Annotated in this window: 12 protein-coding genes; 8 read left to right on the forward strand and 4 right to left on the reverse strand. The window is 67.8% G+C overall.

What is annotated here, in order from left to right; translation table 11 throughout:
* Positions 1 to 35 precede the first annotated feature (35 nt).
* The 3 genes from EV644_RS08335 to EV644_RS08345 are packed head-to-tail and all read left to right on the forward strand — an operon-like array spanning position 36 to position 6861.
* Positions 36 to 1571, forward strand: a complete 1536-nt coding sequence (locus tag EV644_RS08335; RefSeq protein WP_132187757.1) for a TIGR02677 family protein — start codon at positions 36 to 38, stop codon at positions 1569 to 1571.
* A complete protein-coding gene (locus EV644_RS08340) occupies positions 1571 to 2818 on the forward strand; it encodes a TIGR02678 family protein (protein WP_132187756.1) in 1248 nt (415 codons plus the stop codon). The genes EV644_RS08335 and EV644_RS08340 overlap by 1 nt, the downstream gene beginning before the upstream one ends.
* Positions 2815 to 6861 carry a TIGR02680 family protein gene (locus tag EV644_RS08345; protein ID WP_132187755.1) on the forward strand — a complete coding sequence of 1349 codons (4047 nt, stop codon included), beginning with the start codon at positions 2815 to 2817 and terminating at the stop codon, positions 6859 to 6861. Before EV644_RS08340 ends, EV644_RS08345 begins: the two co-directional genes overlap by 4 nt.
* Here EV644_RS08345 and EV644_RS08350 read toward each other — a convergent pair.
* Genes EV644_RS08350 through EV644_RS08360 form a run of 3 tightly spaced genes read right to left on the reverse strand, consistent with a single transcriptional unit; the run spans position 6858 to position 9666 of the window.
* Positions 6858 to 8390: a DUF6297 family protein gene (locus EV644_RS08350; protein ID WP_132187754.1), complete on the reverse strand. Its 1533-nt coding sequence runs from the start codon at positions 8388 to 8390 to the stop codon at positions 6858 to 6860. The two genes, EV644_RS08345 and EV644_RS08350, sit on opposite strands and share 4 nt — an antisense overlap.
* Positions 8387 to 9028, reverse strand: a complete 642-nt coding sequence (locus tag EV644_RS08355) for an ABC transporter ATP-binding protein (protein ID WP_132187753.1) — start codon at positions 9026 to 9028, stop codon at positions 8387 to 8389. Before EV644_RS08355 ends, EV644_RS08350 begins: the two co-directional genes overlap by 4 nt.
* Positions 9025 to 9666, reverse strand: coding sequence for an O-methyltransferase (locus EV644_RS08360; protein ID WP_132187752.1), 642 nt, complete (start codon positions 9664 to 9666; stop codon positions 9025 to 9027). The genes EV644_RS08355 and EV644_RS08360 overlap by 4 nt, the downstream gene beginning before the upstream one ends.
* Before the next feature lie 95 nt (positions 9667 to 9761).
* On the opposite strand from EV644_RS08360, the gene EV644_RS08365 reads away from it, so the two are divergent.
* Positions 9762 to 10742 (forward strand): carbohydrate kinase family protein, encoded by a 981-nt coding sequence (locus tag EV644_RS08365; protein WP_132187751.1) that lies wholly within the window; start codon positions 9762 to 9764, stop codon positions 10740 to 10742.
* Between the two features lie 1194 nt (positions 10743 to 11936).
* Here EV644_RS08365 and EV644_RS08370 read toward each other — a convergent pair.
* Positions 11937 to 12371 (reverse strand): ester cyclase, encoded by a 435-nt coding sequence (locus tag EV644_RS08370; RefSeq protein WP_132187750.1) that lies wholly within the window; start codon positions 12369 to 12371, stop codon positions 11937 to 11939.
* Between the two features lie 82 nt (positions 12372 to 12453).
* On the opposite strand from EV644_RS08370, the gene EV644_RS08375 reads away from it, so the two are divergent.
* From EV644_RS08375 to EV644_RS08390, 4 genes are all read left to right on the forward strand, one after another.
* Entirely contained in the window at positions 12454 to 13047 is a 594-nt protein-coding gene (locus tag EV644_RS08375; RefSeq protein ID WP_132187749.1) for a TetR/AcrR family transcriptional regulator, read from the forward strand.
* Between the two features lie 96 nt (positions 13048 to 13143).
* Positions 13144 to 14010: an aldo/keto reductase gene (locus EV644_RS08380; RefSeq protein WP_132187748.1), complete on the forward strand. Its 867-nt coding sequence runs from the start codon at positions 13144 to 13146 to the stop codon at positions 14008 to 14010.
* Entirely contained in the window at positions 14007 to 14840 is an 834-nt protein-coding gene (locus EV644_RS08385; protein WP_132187747.1) for an oxidoreductase, read from the forward strand. Before EV644_RS08380 ends, EV644_RS08385 begins: the two co-directional genes overlap by 4 nt.
* Before the next feature lie 2 nt (positions 14841 to 14842).
* Positions 14843 to 15433 carry a TetR/AcrR family transcriptional regulator gene (locus EV644_RS08390; RefSeq protein ID WP_132188318.1) on the forward strand — a complete coding sequence of 197 codons (591 nt, stop codon included), beginning with the start codon at positions 14843 to 14845 and terminating at the stop codon, positions 15431 to 15433.
* Positions 15434 to 15436 lie beyond the last annotated feature (3 nt).

Raw genomic sequence — 15436 nt, forward strand, 5'->3', positions numbered from 1 at the left:
GGGACCGATCATCGCCGGCAGAGAGGCAGGGCAGCGTGGACTCCTTTCGCGTCCCGCCTGAGATGTTCCGCTTCACCAGTGGCGAGCGAGCCGGACTCTACGTGGCTGTCCTGCACGCTTTCGGGGAGGCCAACGAGCGGTTGGAGACGGCACTCGGGATCGATGACGTGCGGGCCAGGCTGCGATCGGTCGGGTGGCTGGACGTCCTCGACGACGCCGACCTCACCTCGGCACTGGACCAGTTGCGCGGCTGGAATCTGGTCGACGTCCTGCAGAACAATGCGGAGAGCTATCGGACGGCCGGTGAGTACGAACGTCGCAACCTGCAGTATTCCCTGACCCGCCACGGCGAGGCCGCCTTCGCCGGCGTAGTCCACGCGATGAGTCTGCTGGCATCGACCGGTGCGCTCCAGACCGCGGTCCTCGACGCAATCTCTGATCGCCTCGGGGACCTGATCCGCGAGTTCGACTCAGGGCCGGATCGGCGTCTCTACAGCACGCTGACCGAGCTCGAGGGTCATCTCGAGGCGCTGCGCGGCAACACCAAGCAGTTCAACGGGGAACTCCAGCGCCTGCTGCGGGCGGACAGCGCCGATCTGGCGACCTTCCACGATGTCAAGGCGGCGACAGTCAGCTACCTCCAGGAGTTCCTCACCAATCTTGATCACCGTAGCCATGCCATCGCGACGCGGATCCAGACGATCGAGGACCTCGGCATCGGCTTGTTGCAGCAGCGTGCCCTGCTGGGCGCGGACCTGCCTCAGCTGACCGGAACCGATCCGGGACCTGCCTGGATCGCCCGCCGTCGAGCGCGATGGGAGGGCCTTCGCTCCTGGTTCCTGCCGGCCGACGGCTCGGCCGCGCGAGTGGAGCAGCTCCACCTCGTCGCTCGCCGCGCCATCATCACCCTGCTCCAGGTGCTGGACAGGATCACTGAATCCCGTCGGCGGGCCAGCAGCGCCGTCGCGGACTTCCGCGAGCTGGCGCGATGGTTCAGCGTCGTCCCCGCCCAGGATGACCTGCATCGGCTCTGGTCCACCATGTTCGGACTCAGCTCGTCGCGCCACGCCCACCTGGCCCAGCCGGACCCCGAACTGGTGAGCTCCTCCACACCGTGGTGGCAGGCGCCTGCCGTCGAAGTGTCGCCGCTGCTGCGCACTGCCGGCCGCACCGAGCGATTCAGCCGAACGGGACGGGTCCGTGATGTCGCCAGGCTCAAAGCCGACCGGGCAGCACGGGCGGTGGAGGAAAGGGCACAACTCGAAGCAGCGTGGAACATGCTGGACACCGGCGGCGCGATCCGGCTGTCGGCATTCGGGTCACTCGACCATGGGGTGTTCGAGCGCCTGCTGGAGTTACTCGGCCGTGCGTTGGCCAACGCACCGGATACCACTGGTGTCCGGCGGAGCACCACTTCGGACGCGAGCATCGAGGTCGTCCTGCGCCAACCGGTGGATCGCGCGACCTGCAGCCTGAGGACTCCCCGTGGCGTTTTCAAGGGACCCGACTACGAGGTCGAGATCCGGACCTCGGGTCTGCGGCAGGCTCGCCGGACGAGCGGAGGCCGCTGATGAGCCAGCTCGCCAACCAGCTGGTGCTGGCGGAACGGGAAGAAGTAGCCCAGGGCATCCGGGTCCTGCTTTCCAGCCCGCTGATCAGTGAGAAGACGTCTGCGGGGTTGTTCGACCTGGTCCGCCGACGGCGTGAGCCAATCAGGCAATGGTTCGACTACTACTGCGGCTGGGCTCTCACAGTCGAGCCCAGGCAGGGATACGCCCGGCTCGTCAAGGTCCGCGCTGCTTCCGATGCCACTCGCCCGGCACGCCGGCTGCGATCTGGCCGGGCGGCCTTCGATCGCCGGCGCTATGTCCTGCTCTGCGTCGTCGGTGCCGAGCTGCTGACCGTCCCTGTCACGACTGTCGGGCTCCTGGCCGACCGAGTCGCCAGTGCGACCCAGGCCGACGAGGTGCTGGTTGGTTTCGACACTGCGAGCCGCGCCGAGCGGATGGCGTTCGTCGACGTACTGCGGTTGCTCGAGTCCTTCGGCATCCTCGACGTCATCGACGGTGCGACCGACGCGTTCGTCGACTCCGCCACCGCCAAAGTGCTCTACCGGGTCGATGCGACATTGCTACTCCGCCTTCTCGCCGCGCCCGTTGGCCCGTCCGAGCTGGCACTGCCGGTTGACGAGGTGGCGTTCAGATTCGAGGAACTGGTGGTCGCAGTCACCCACGAGAAGCGCTACGGCGCCTCCTCCGGCCGACACCACGAAGGCGCGGTCCGGTCGGACGTGCAACGGAATCTTTGGCTCCGCCATTCGGTGTTCCGCCGACTCGTCGACGACCCAGTGCTCTACTTCGATGATCTGACGGCCGAGGAACGGGCCTATCTGACCTCGCCCACCGGGCGGCAACTACTGCGCCGGGCGGCCGATCAGGCTGGATTCGCGCTGGAGGAGCGCGCCGAAGGCGTCATGCTGGTGGATACCGACAGCATCGCGACCGACCTGCGATTCCCGGACGACGCCGGTACTGCGAAGGTCGCCGCCTTGCTGATCCTGGATGCGATCACCGAGCCGACGACGATCGACCAGCTGGCGATCACGGCGGCCGGGCTACTCGAACGCTTCCCGCGCTGGGCCAAGACCTATCAGGTGGCGGACGGTCCGGCCGTGCTGACAACGGACGCGCTGGCCGTCCTGACCGAGTTCGGCCTTGTCCGTGTCTCCTCGGGAGTCGTCCACCCGCTTCCGGCGGCAGCCCGATATCTCGTCCGGGAGACCAGAACCGCTGATTCCGAAGGGGAGCCGGTGGCATGACCGTCACTGAACTATCTCGTCGCGCCGCCGCCCGGACTCCTGACGGCGCACCCCGCTGGGTACCGAGCCGGGCCGGCATCATCAACATCTGGCGCTACTACGACGAGATCTTCGAGTTCCATCACGGCCGGTTGCTGCTGCGCGGTCCCAACGGCAGCGGCAAGTCCAAGGCACTCGAGCTCCTGCTCCCGTTCCTGTTCGACGCGAACCTGCGATCCAACCGGCTGTCCACCTTCGGCACCAGCGAACGGACCATGCACTGGAATCTGATGGGCGAGGGTTCGTCCGGGACGACAAGAGTCGGCTACGTCTGGCTCGAGTTCGGCTTCTCCGGCGACCAGGACCGCTGGTTCAGCTGCGGAGCCCGATTGCAGGCCAGTTCGCACACCAGCACTGTGCATCCTGACTACTTCACCACGTCGACGAGAATTGGCGGCCCGGACGGCGTCGCACTGGTCAATGCCGCGGGTCAGCCCTTGACCCGGTCCGCGCTCGAGGAAGAGCTCGGCGACGCGGGTGTCGTGCACGGCAACGCGACGGAGTACCGCGCCACCGTCCGCTCGGCACTGTTCCCGGCGCTCAATGAGCAACGGTTCGACGCGCTGATCACCGCGCTGCTGCAACTCCGCACCCCCAAACTGTCGCAGCGACTCGACCCCGCTCTGCTGTCTACCTTGTTGTCCCGGGCACTTCCTCCACTCGGTCAGCAGGAGATCTCCGACCTGGCCGAGGGTTTCGAGCGGCTCGATGCGCAACGTGAACGTCTGAAGTCGCTGGAGGAAGAGGTCGCGGCCACCCGGACCCTGGCATCGCGGCAGCAAGCCTATGCCCAGCGCGTACTGCGGGCCCGCGCCGCGGCGCTCGTAACAGCGACCACTGAACTCGACAACATCACCAGGAAGGCGAGGCAGTCCGACGAGGAGCATCGGCTGGCGCACGAAAAGAAGGAATCAACCGAGACCCTTGTCGAGACTCTCGAGCAGCAGATCGAAGAGACCGATGCTCGCATCACGGGCCTGACCGAGAGCGAGGGATACAAGCAGGGGCAGGAGCTGGATCGGCTGCGCCGGCAGACGGCGGCCGCCCAGACCCGGGCCGGTTCGTTGCGTGCCGATGCATCCGCCAAACAAGCTGACGCCTCCGGTGATGCGGGCCTGGCCCGAGAGGCAAGGGCGCGACAACTCAGCCAGGAGAACCTGACAACGATCCGGGGTTCGGAGGCGCATCAGGCCGCTGTCCGATCGGGGCTGGTCAGCCTTCACAACGAGCTTGCCGACAACCCGGCCGGGTCCTCGTCGGCTCAGAAGAACCTCTTGCGGGCCGCGATCCAAAGCCGGACGGGCCAGCTGGAGGTGGTGGGTGAGGCTCTCACCAGTCACGAGCAGGCGATCATGCGCAGGGAGGAGGCGGAGGCTGAGCTGGAGGCCGCAAGGTCGGCGCACTCCGAGGCGAAAGCACAACTGGACGCAGTCGTCGATCAACGTGCCGTGGCGCTCTCTGAATTGGAGGCACAGGTCCTGGCCTGGGCTGCCGCCTGCCGCGAGCTGGCCTTCGAGAATCCCGAAGAGCTCGCTGACCACCTCGAGCCGGAGACTGATCTGATGGCTCAGGTCGACGCCGCTGCAGCTGTCACACTGCAGCAGATCAGCAGGGACGAAGCGGTACATGAGGGGTTGCTCGGCACACTCACCGCCGAACTGAGGGACCTCGAAGCCAAGAAGGCACGCCTCGATGCACACCACGACATCCCGCCGACGGCTCCGGCCACCCGGACAACAGACCGGACGCGGTCAGTGGGCGCACCTTTGTGGCGGTTGGTCGACTTCGCCGAATCCGTCTCCGATTCAACCCGCGCAGGCGTGGAGGCAGCGTTGGAAGCATCGGGGCTGCTGGACGCCTGGCTGGGTCCTCGTGGCGAGATCGAGGGACATGACATCTTCGCCGACCCGGAGGTCTTGGTACCGGTCTCCGGCCGTTCGCTGGCCGACGTCCTGATCCCGGAGCACGACGCCCCTGTCGACCCTGCTGACGTAAGGCGTCTACTGTCCGCTGTTGCCTTCGACGAGCAGCTACCGCCCGGGTCCCCCGCAGCCATCGGCGCGACCGGTACCTGGCGCATGGCAGCTCTGACGGGTAGCTGGCACAAGGACGACGCGGCGTACATCGGATCAGCCGCACGTGCACGTGCCCGCCAACGCGAGCTCAGCACGCTGATCAGCCAGCTCCGTGAGCTCGAGTCCACCATCGCCGCCCACGAACAGGAACTGGCCACTCTACGAACCCGGCGCGAGGTCGTCCGCGCTGAGCGTGCGGCTCGTCCCAGTCACGACGAGTTGTCGAGAGCGAGCCACCTGCTGACTCAGGCCGAATCCGATCTCAAAGCAGCAGATCGAGTAGTTCGGGAACGCGTCGGGACAATGGCTGAACGGGAGAGCGCAGCGACTCGGGCCCTGCACGATCTGATGCGCCTGGCCTCGGAGCACGCGGTACCGACCTCGCGATCGGCTCTGTCGGAACTGACGACCGCCATCCGCGCCTTCAGCAGCCGAGCCGAGCTGTGGCTCGACGAGCGGGACAACCTCATTTCGGCGACCGAACTCGTCGCGAATCTGGATCGCCAGGCAGAACGGTCGGCCGCCATCGCCAGTGAGCGGGAAGTCGAGGCGGCGGCCGAGGAGGCGGAGCATCGGCGCCTCGCTTCGATGCTCTCAGCTATCGACAGCACCATCAGCGCGGACTACCGCGAGGTGCTCGCCGAGATCGACACCGCACGCCGCGAACTGAAGGAGCTCGACACCACCAGGCGGAGCAAGAGCCACGAGGTCTTGGAGCTGGCGGAGCAACTTGGGGCTCTGCAGAGTCAGCGGGTGGCAGATGCCGAGGCACGCGATCAGTCGACGACCGGACGAGACATCGCCGCACAACAGTTCCGCCACCTGTCCACAACAACCTTTCCTGCGGACAGTGCACTCGGGGAGTTGGCCCGATTCACCTCGATCCTGACTGGATCCGATGGCGTGCGCGCAACTCTCGACGCCGCTCGTCTGGTGGCGGCTGCCTGGCCGCTGCTCCCTCATACCCCGAAGAGTCTCGGCGATGCGCTCCATCGGCTGTCGGAATCGGTTCACGCTTCCCGGACCGCGCTCAGCTCACGAGCGGATCTCGATCTGGAAACCGACGAAGATCTGCAGGTCTTCACCGCGGTGGTTGACGGTGTTCGGGTCGGCGCAAGCGAACTACTGCGGATTCTTCGCGAGGACGCCGAGCGCAGCCGGCACGAGATCACCGACCGCGAGCGGGAGCTGTTCGATCAAACGCTCACGGGCGACACACGGCGCCACCTCGCCGCCCGAATTCGGCAGGCCAACGAGCTGGTCGACGGGATGAATGCCCGCCTCGACCGAGTCCGGACGGCCTCGCAGGTCGCCGTCCGGCTGGTCTGGCAGGTAGCGCCGGACCTCCCCGCCGGCACCAAGACCGCGCGGGACCTCCTGCTCAAGGATCCGGTCCAACTGTCCGAGTCGGACCGGCAGTCCCTGCATCAGTTCTTCCGTGACCGGATCGACCAGGCCAAAGCAGACGACACAGCGACCAGCTGGGAGCAGCAGTTGGCTCAGGTCTTCGACTACACCGCATGGCACCGGTTTGCTGTGAAGGTCGACAGAGCCAATGGCGCGGGGTGGCAGCTCCTGACGAAGAAGCTCCACGGTGCCCTGTCCGGTGGTGAGAAGGCCATCGTTCTGCACCTACCACTGTTCGCCGCAGTGGCTGCGCACTATCAGGCCGAACCGCAAGCACCTCGGGTGATCCTGCTCGATGAAGTCTTCGTCGGCGTGGACACCACGAACCGCGGCCAGATTTTCGCGCTGTTGTCGACTCTGGACCTCGATCTGGTTCTGACCTCCGACCACGAGTGGTGCACCTATGCCGAGCTGAGCGGGATCGGCATCCACCAGCTCATCACTGGCAACGACGGCGACGACGCTGTGACGACGGCACGCTTCACCTGGGATGGGTCGACTCTGCTTTCCGCCGAGGACTAGTTCTGTTTGGGTTTCACCGAGAAGAGGATCAGGAGGACGATCGAGGGGATCACCAGTACCCAGGTGTCGCTGAGGCCGAGGAGGACGGGGGCCAGGCAGACCAGGAGCAGGTCGAAGCCGCGGATGGGGGTGGAGAACAGGCCGGGTGGGATGGCGCCCATCGGCGACGCCACCAGAGGTCCGCTGTACGACGGCGGCCGGGCTGAGGCCTGACGTACGGCGCCGGTGAGCATGCCTGCGGCAACAGCGAACGCCACAGCAGGGCTCCCCAACGCGGGGGTAGCCAGCGCCGCCCACAGAGCCGCGAAGGCGCCCGGCGCGACGGACATGATCACCCGTAGCTCGCGGAGGTCCATGCCGAGCGCGCGGACGAGCCCGATGGAGCGGCAAACCGAGCGCAGCCCGTCCATGAGCGGCCGCACGGCTATGAAGCCGGCCAGCCCAGCCGCGATGGGCACCAGTACGTCGTACCCGGTGCCGGCCACGGCGTACGGGACCACCAGCAGGGCGAAGCCGATCACGAGCCGCCGTGGCCACCGCAGTACGCGCACGAACTCGCGGTGGATCATCGCGACTCCCCGCGAACCACGGCCGCGCCGCGACTTCACCCGGCCGACCTGACGCCAGTGGCGCCCGGCAACCACATCTGCCAGCAGGCTGACGTCCAGTGTGATCGCGGCTCCGGCTATTCCGGCCAGTAGCTCTCCCCCGGCGACAACGCTCTGCCGACTCAGGTTGTTGAGCGTCCGCGAGGTGAACACGACCAGGGCCACTGCCACCAGCACAGCGATCGCGCTGATCACCACCAGCCTGATCTGGGCCGAGCCGTTGTTCAGGTCAACCAAGGTGGAGGTGACTGCTGCCTCCTCCCTCGGACGGATAGCGAGAAGCAGCGCGGGCACGGCAGCCAGTACCAGAAGGCCGTCAGCTACCCACAGCGCGCGGCGAGACCGTGCGGCCGTCTGCTGGGCCCACACGGTCACACAAGCCGTGCAGAGCAGCACGACCGTCGTCAGCACCGCTGCCTCACCAACGGTCGACCAGTTCGTCCCGAACAGCGCCCAGCCGACCACCGCGGCCAACGCGCCCACCACGACCGCCCCAACCATCACCAGCCGGTATGACGGCCGCAGGAGCGACGCGCGATCCACCGGGGTCGCCAGCAGCCAGAACCCCGTCGCCCGCGACGCGGAGACCGGGCCGATGCTCAGCAGCACGCGGAGCATCCCCGACACCAACAGCGGAACCAGGATCAGCGGCACCGTGTCCAGCAACCACCCGCACGACGCCGTAGTACAGCCGGCACTGCGGTCGTTCAGGTTGAGGACGACGTTGCCACCCGTGGCGCCGAGCATCGCCAGCGCGAAGATGACGAGGTAGATGTCCTCGAACTGCTGCCAGACCGAGCGATCCGCCTTGCCGCGGCGGACCTTGCGCATCCAGCGGCGCAGTTCCTTCGACGTCGGGATCGCGCCGAAGTCCGCCGGGTCGAAGACGACCGGCCCGTCCACCGGGTCCGCCGTACTCATGGCAGCGGGGTGAGCGCGACGGTGTGGTCGGCGACGGCGTCCACCAGGGTCGTGTCGTGACTCGCGAACAGGATCGACGTACCGGACTTCTTCTCCTCCACCAGGCGCTCGGCCAGCCAGGTGACGCCCGCGGTGTCCAGACGCTGCTCGGGCTCGTCCAGCACCAGCAGCTTCCGCGGCCGCACCAGGGCGGTCGCCAGGGCGAGCCGGCGACGCTGACCGGAAGAGAGGGACCCAGGCAACTGATCCGCGGCCGCGAGCAGGCCGACGTCGTCGAGCAAGGTGTCCACCAGGTCTTCCGGCTCCGCGTTGCCGTGCGCCCGGGCCAGCAGGTCCAGGTGCTCGGCGGCGCTCAGGTCCGGGAAGAAGTCGAGGTCGTCGAGCAGCGAGGCCACGTCCCGACGGACCACCTCGACGCGCTCGTCGATCGGCAACCCGTCCAGCAGGATCTGGCCGGCGGCCGGCTCGGCCGAACCCACGATGCACTTGAGCACCGTGGTCTTGCCCGCGCCGTTCGGGCCGACCAGGGCGATCGCCTGGCCGGCCCGCAGGGTGAAGGTGAGGTCCTCGATCACCGGGCGCTCGGCGTACAGATGCCGGAGGCCTTTCACGGCCAGCCGGGGCACGGCCTTGCTCATCGCTTGCGGACCAGGGTCAGCCCGTCGCCGATGCCGAGGATGACAACGTCGACGCGCTCGTCCCTGGCGATGTGCGCGTTGAACTCCTTGCGGTCGACCGGGTCCTGCTCGTGCTGCCCGACCACCCGGCCACCGGCCAGCGTGTTGTCGAACAGCAGCAGGCCGTTCGTCCGGATCCGCGGTAGCAACTGCTCGAAGTAGTCGATGTACCCCGGCTTCTCCGCGTCCACGAAGGCCAGGTCGAACTCGCCCTCCAGCTTCGCCGCCGACTCGTGCGCGTCGCCGATCCGCAGGTCGATCCTGTCCGCCACGCCGGCCCGCTCCCAGTACCGGCGGCCGATCGACGTCCACTCGTCGCTCACGTCGAGGCAGATCAGCTCGCCGTCGTCCGGCAGACCGCGGGAGATCGCCAGCGCCGAGAACCCGGTGAAGGTGCCGATCTCGACCGCGCGGCGGGCCGAGACCAGCCGGGTCAGCGTGGTCAGCAGCGCCGCCTGGTCGGCAGTGGTCAGCATCACCGACACGCCGCCCAGCTTGTGGGTCTCCTCGACCAGCTCCCGCGCGATCTCGTCCAGCGGCATGCCGTGGGCGACCATGTACTCGTGCAGCTCGTCGGTGACCAGAACCTGATTGCCCATCGAATTCCGCCATCCTCTGTGGTGTCGTTGTCTCGCCTGTAGTCTCTACGCGCTGTCCAACCGCACGACACCGACCCCTTCCGAGGAGCCTCCGTATGCGTATCGCCGTCGCCGGATCGATCGCGACCGACATCTTGATGACGTTCCCTGGACGCTTCAAGGACCAGTTCCTCGAGGAACAGATGCACAAGGTGTCCCTGTCCTTCCTGGTGGACGAGCTGGTCGTGCACCGTGGCGGGGTCGGCGCCAACATCTGCTACGGGATGGCCCAGCTCGGCCAGCCGTCGCTGCTGGTCGGCTCGGTCGGCTCCGACTTCGCCGACTACGGCGCCGCCCTGGTCGCGGCCGGTGTCGACATCTCGCACGTGCGGATCTGCGACCAGGTGCACACGGCGCGTTTCACCTGTACCACGGACCTCGACGCGAACCAGATCGCCTCGTTCTACACCGGCGCGATGGCCGAGGCGCGGGAGATCGACCTGAGCGCGATCCACGCCGCGACCGGTGGCATCGACCTGGTCCTGATCGGCGCGGACGACCCGGACGGCATGCTCCGTCACACGGCGCTGGCCAAGGCGAACGGCATCGACATCGCGGCGGACCCGTCGCAGCAGCTGGCCCGGATGGAGGGCGAGCAGATCCGCGAGCTGATCGACGGCTCGGCGTACCTGTTCAGCAACGAGTACGAGTCCGGCCTGATGGCGCAGAAGACCGGCTGGAGCAACGAGGAGATCCTCAGTCGCGTCGGCGTCCGCGTCACCACCCACGGCGGCGACGGCGTCGTGATCGAGAACGCAGCCGGCACCATCGCCAAGATCCCCGCCGTCCCCACCCCGGCCCTGGTCGACCCGACCGGCGGCGGCGACGCCTTCCGCGCCGGCTACCTCACCGGCCGCGCCGCCGGCCTCGACCACGAAGCCGCCGCCCAGATCGGCTGCACGCTAGCCACCACCGTCCTGGAAACGGTCGGCACCCAGGAATACACACTGAACCGCCCCGCCTTCCTGGACCGCCTCGCCTCGGCGTACGGCGCTGACGCCTCGACCAAGGCCGCCACCACCCTCAACCTCAACTGACTGGTACTCCGCCCTCCACAGGCATGGGCGGAGGTGGTTCCAGCCTGCAGGAGCAAGGGTGGTTGCGTCCCCGGGCTGCGTGATGGTGCTGGTCGGGGTGGTGTGCGTCAAGAGCGCCTTCGGCGTCCCTTCGGGATCGGAACAAGTTCCGACTCTTGACCCACCCCACCCCGACCAGGGAAGGACGCAGCTATCCCGGAGCCGCTGGGAGGTGTGGCGACAAGGCCCAGGGAGCTCCTCCGCCCAGTCGCTCGGGGAAGCTCTTTTGCCCGGAGGGGCAGCGAGCGCCCGAAACCGGCACTTTGTGCACCACCTGAGCAGGTCCCAGCCGCTCCGGACGCTCAACTGGTACACAAGGTGGGGCCTCGGACACCAAGTCGGGACCTCGGACACGGCATGACCTGTCGTAGGTCCCCATACGGTGTTCGAGGTCCCCATAACCGCCCACCGGCTGGCACACCCCCGAGAAGGTGTCCGCCTCCCCACCGCCGCTCGCCGTCAGCCCCCGAGGCCGGCGATCGGCCTCCCGCTGACGGGCTGTTCGACCGCTGGCGCCTTACTAGCCGCCAGTCGGCGAACAACCGGCCAGTGGACCCGCCACGAGCCACAAGCCGGCCGAACAACCCGCCAGCCGGCCAACAACCTGCCAGTGGTCGAATAACCCGCCAGCACCAACCCCCGAATCGGCACAACCACCACCCACCGGGGCGAAACCCACCCCCGGGGAGCGTCTTGCGTACCGAAGGACAGGAAGTAGTCGCCGCACACGCCACCCGGGCAGGCCACCCACGCCTGGACCCTCCACGATCAGCCTGGTACTACCTGTCGTTGGGTACACCGCACCCCCGAAAGCACCACCTCTACCCGGCTCAGACCTCCCCGCGGGATCCGCGCAGCTGCGTCCTTCCCTGGTCGGGATGGGGTGCGTCAAGAGTCGAAACTTGTTTCGATCCCGAAGGGACGCGAAGCGCTCTTGACGCACCCCAGCCCGACTAGCACCATCACGCAGCGGAGACCGCGAACCACCCGCACCCATGCCGCGGGCAACCACCCGCACTGCAAGCAAAACGACCAATCCGAGCCACATCCGCAAAGACCACCTGCGTCTCGGACACTGGCGGACTACCTCGGACGACGGCTCGGCGAAATCGGTCGGGCTGATGGGATCCGGCAGGGCGACCAGGCGTACGGAGGTCATTCCAGGCGGGCAAGTATCCCGGTTTGGGCTAGCAGGGCGAAGCGGTCGGGGTTGCCCCAGTGTTCGACGATCCGGCCGTCGACGACGCGGGCTACCTCGAAGAGGGCGATGTCGACGGGCGCGTTGCTGGGCGGGCCGAAGAACGGCCCGGTCGCGGTACCGCGGGCTCGACCCCGGAGCCAGACGGTGTCTCCGACCGTCACGGAGTCCTCGATCGTGTAGACGATGTCCGGCATCATCGCGTGGACGTCGCGGATCGCCTGCTTGACGTGCTCGCGGGCCTCCGCGCCGCTGCCGGCGAGGCCGAACTGGTGCTCGATCAGGTCCGGCGAGCAGATCTCGTCGACGATGTCGGCGTTCCCGGCCGCGAACCCCTCCCGCAGGATCCGCTCGAGCGCGACGAAGGCTTCCGAACGCGTGGTGACTGGCATGGGTTCCCCCTGGAGATCTTGATGCACTGATAGTGCACTCGTTGCAGTAGTACTGCACTGAACACATTGATAGTGTGCCCATATGGCCGAGTCCGTCAAGACCTATCGCCAGCAGCAGGCGGAGGCGACCCGCGTACGGATCGCCGAGGCGGCACGGGCACTGTTCGCGGCCGACGGGTACGGCGCGACGAGCATCGACGCCATCGCCAAACAGGCGGGGGTCGCGACGCGGACGGTCTACTCGGCGTTCGGGACGAAGCGGGAGATCCTGTCGCTGATCTGCGACCTCTGGCTGCAGCGGGCCGGCGCGCGGGAGTCGGCGGGCGAGGTGCTGGCCGAGACCGAGCCTGCCGCCAAACTCCGGAAAGCCTCGCACTGGTTGACGAATCTGTACTCCGCCGGCTTCGACGTCGTCCTCATCTTCGAGGCCGCCACCGACGAGAGCGCCGAGACCCGAGCGTTGCTGCGGTCGAAACTTGCCGGTCGCAACGAGGTGATGGACGCCATCATCGCCTCGATGCAGCAGGACCTCGCCGTCCCGGTGAAGCAGGCCCAGGCGATCTACCGCGCTCTCGCCGCGCCCGGCGTCTACCGCGAACTCGTCACCGAGTCGGGCTGGACCACCGGGGAGTTCGAGGACTGGGTCGCCACCTCCCTCGAACGCCAACTTCTCTGACCACACCGCCCCGCTGCTGTCTGCTGATTCACCGCTTGTGTCCGCGGCTGACCGAGCTAATGTGAACTGTACGTTTAGTTTAGTTAGGAGAAGGACATGAGCGAAGCAGTTGCGGCCGCCGCCGGGGAGTTCACCATCGGAGGCGACCTCACTGTCAGGCGGTTGGGGTACGGGACGATGCAGCTTCCCGGCGAAGGGGTGTGGGGCGAGTCCCGGGATCCGGACGAGGCCGTCCGGGTACTGCGGCGCGCGGTCGAGCTCGGGGTGAACTTCATCGACACGGCCGACGCCTACGGCCCGTTCACCGCGGACCTGCTGCTCAAGAAGGCACTCCACCCGTATGCCGACGACCTGGTGATCGCCACCAAGGCCGGGTTCGCGCGGACCGGGCCGGGCGGCTGGGTTCCGCTCGGGCGGCCGGAGTACCTCCGCCAGCAGGTCGAGCTGAGTCTGCGGAATCTCGGGCTCGAGCGGATCGACCTGCTCCAGTTGCACCGGATCGACCCGAAGGTCCCCCTCGCGGACCAGATCGGTGAGCTCGCCAAGCTGCAGGTCGAGGGCAAGATCCGCCACCTCGGGCTGTCCGAGGTCAGCGTCGAGGAGATCCGGGAGGCGGCCGCGATCGCCCCGATCGTGTCCGTGCAGAACCTCTACAACCTCAGCCAGCGCGACGCCGAGCCCGTCCTCGAGTACGCCGAGCAGAACAACCTCGGCTTCATCCCGTGGTTCCCCCTCGCGACGGGTGGTCTGGCGAAGGCCGGCGGCCCGCTCGACGAGATCGCCCGTGAGCACGACGCCAGCCCCTCGCAGCTCGCCCTCGCGTGGCTCCTCAAGCGCTCCCCCGTGATGCTGCCGATCCCCGGCACCTCCTCGGTCGCACACGTCGAGGACAACGTCAACGCCGCCAAGGTCGAGCTCAGTGACGAGGAGTTCAACCGGCTGACCGACGCGGTGAGCCGGTGAGCGTCTGGTTCGTCACCGGCGCCTCGCGCGGATTCGGCGCCGAGATCGTCAAGGAAGCCCTTGCTCGTGGCAACCAGGTGGTCGCGACCGCGCGGAAGCCGGAGGACATCCCATTCAGCGGCTACGATGTGCTGGCACTCGCGCTCGACGTCACCGATGAGAGTCAGGCGCGCGCGGCGGTCGACGCCGCAGTACAGAGGTTCGGGCGGATCGATGTGCTGGTCAACAATGCGGGGCGCGGGCTGCTCGGCGCGGTCGAGGAGGTGAGCGACTCGGCGGCCCGGGCGGTCTTCGACACCAACGTGTTCGGCACGTTCAACGTCCAGCGCGCGGTACTGCCGGTACTGCGGAGCCAGCGCTCGGGCCGCGTGATCTCGATCAGCTCCGTCGGCGGCTTCACCGGTACGCCGGGCTGGGGTGTCTACGCGGCCACCAAGTTCGCCGTAGAGGGCTTCTCCGAGGCCCTGTACGCCGAACTGCAGCCGCTCGGGGTGCACGTCACGATCGTCGAGCCCGGGTTCTTCCGCACGGACTTCCTGGACGGGTCGAGCCTGCACACGGCCGACGGGCAGCTCGACGACTACGCCGGGACGGTCGGAAAGGTCCGGGAACTGATGGCCGAGCGCAACCACGCCCAGCCCGGTGATCCGGTCAAGGCGGCGGCCGCGATCGTGGACCTGGCCGATCTGGCCGAGCCCCCGCTGCGGATCCAGCTCGGGTCCGACGCGGTCGCCCGAGTCGAAGCCAAGCTCGACCTGGTCCGGTCGGAGCTCGATCGCTGGCGGAAGATCTCGGTCTCGACCGACCATGAGGATGTCGGACCGGCGTGACGATGTTCGAGCAGTCGTCGCACCCGCGCAGCCTGAAGGCGAAGGACTCGGTGCTCTGTGCGACCCAGGAACTCCTGGCCGACGGCGGGTTGCCAGCGGCAACGGTCGACGCGATCAGCGCGCAATCCGGGGTGAGCAAGGCAACGATCTACAAGCACTGGCCGTCTCGTACCGCGATCGCGGCTGAGGCCTTCGGAAAGCAGATGGCGGCCGCGATCCCGTTGCCGGACACGGGATCCGCGCGGGGTGATCTGACCGAGCAGGTGCGCCGGGTGAGCGCCTTCTACGCCGGGTCGAACGGGAAGGTGTTCGCCCAGTTGCTGGCCGCCTCCGTCACCGACCCGGCGGCCGCGCCGTACTTCCGGGAGTACTTCCTGGATGCCAGGCGAGCCGCGATCGCCGAGCTCTGGCAGCGCGCACTCAACCGCGGCGAGGTCCGTCCGAGCGTCTCCGCGGGCACAGCAACCGACATCCTCTTCGGCCCGCTGATCTTCCGCCTGATGACCGGCCACGCCCCGCTCACCGCCGAGGAGGCCGACGCAATCTCGTCGGCCGCCCTCGACGGCCTGCTCCAGGACCACTCTCGGGCCTAGGCC

Origin of the sequence: Kribbella orskensis (assembly GCF_004342085.1) — a bacterium.
GTDB lineage: Bacteria > Actinomycetota > Actinomycetes > Propionibacteriales > Kribbellaceae > Kribbella > Kribbella orskensis.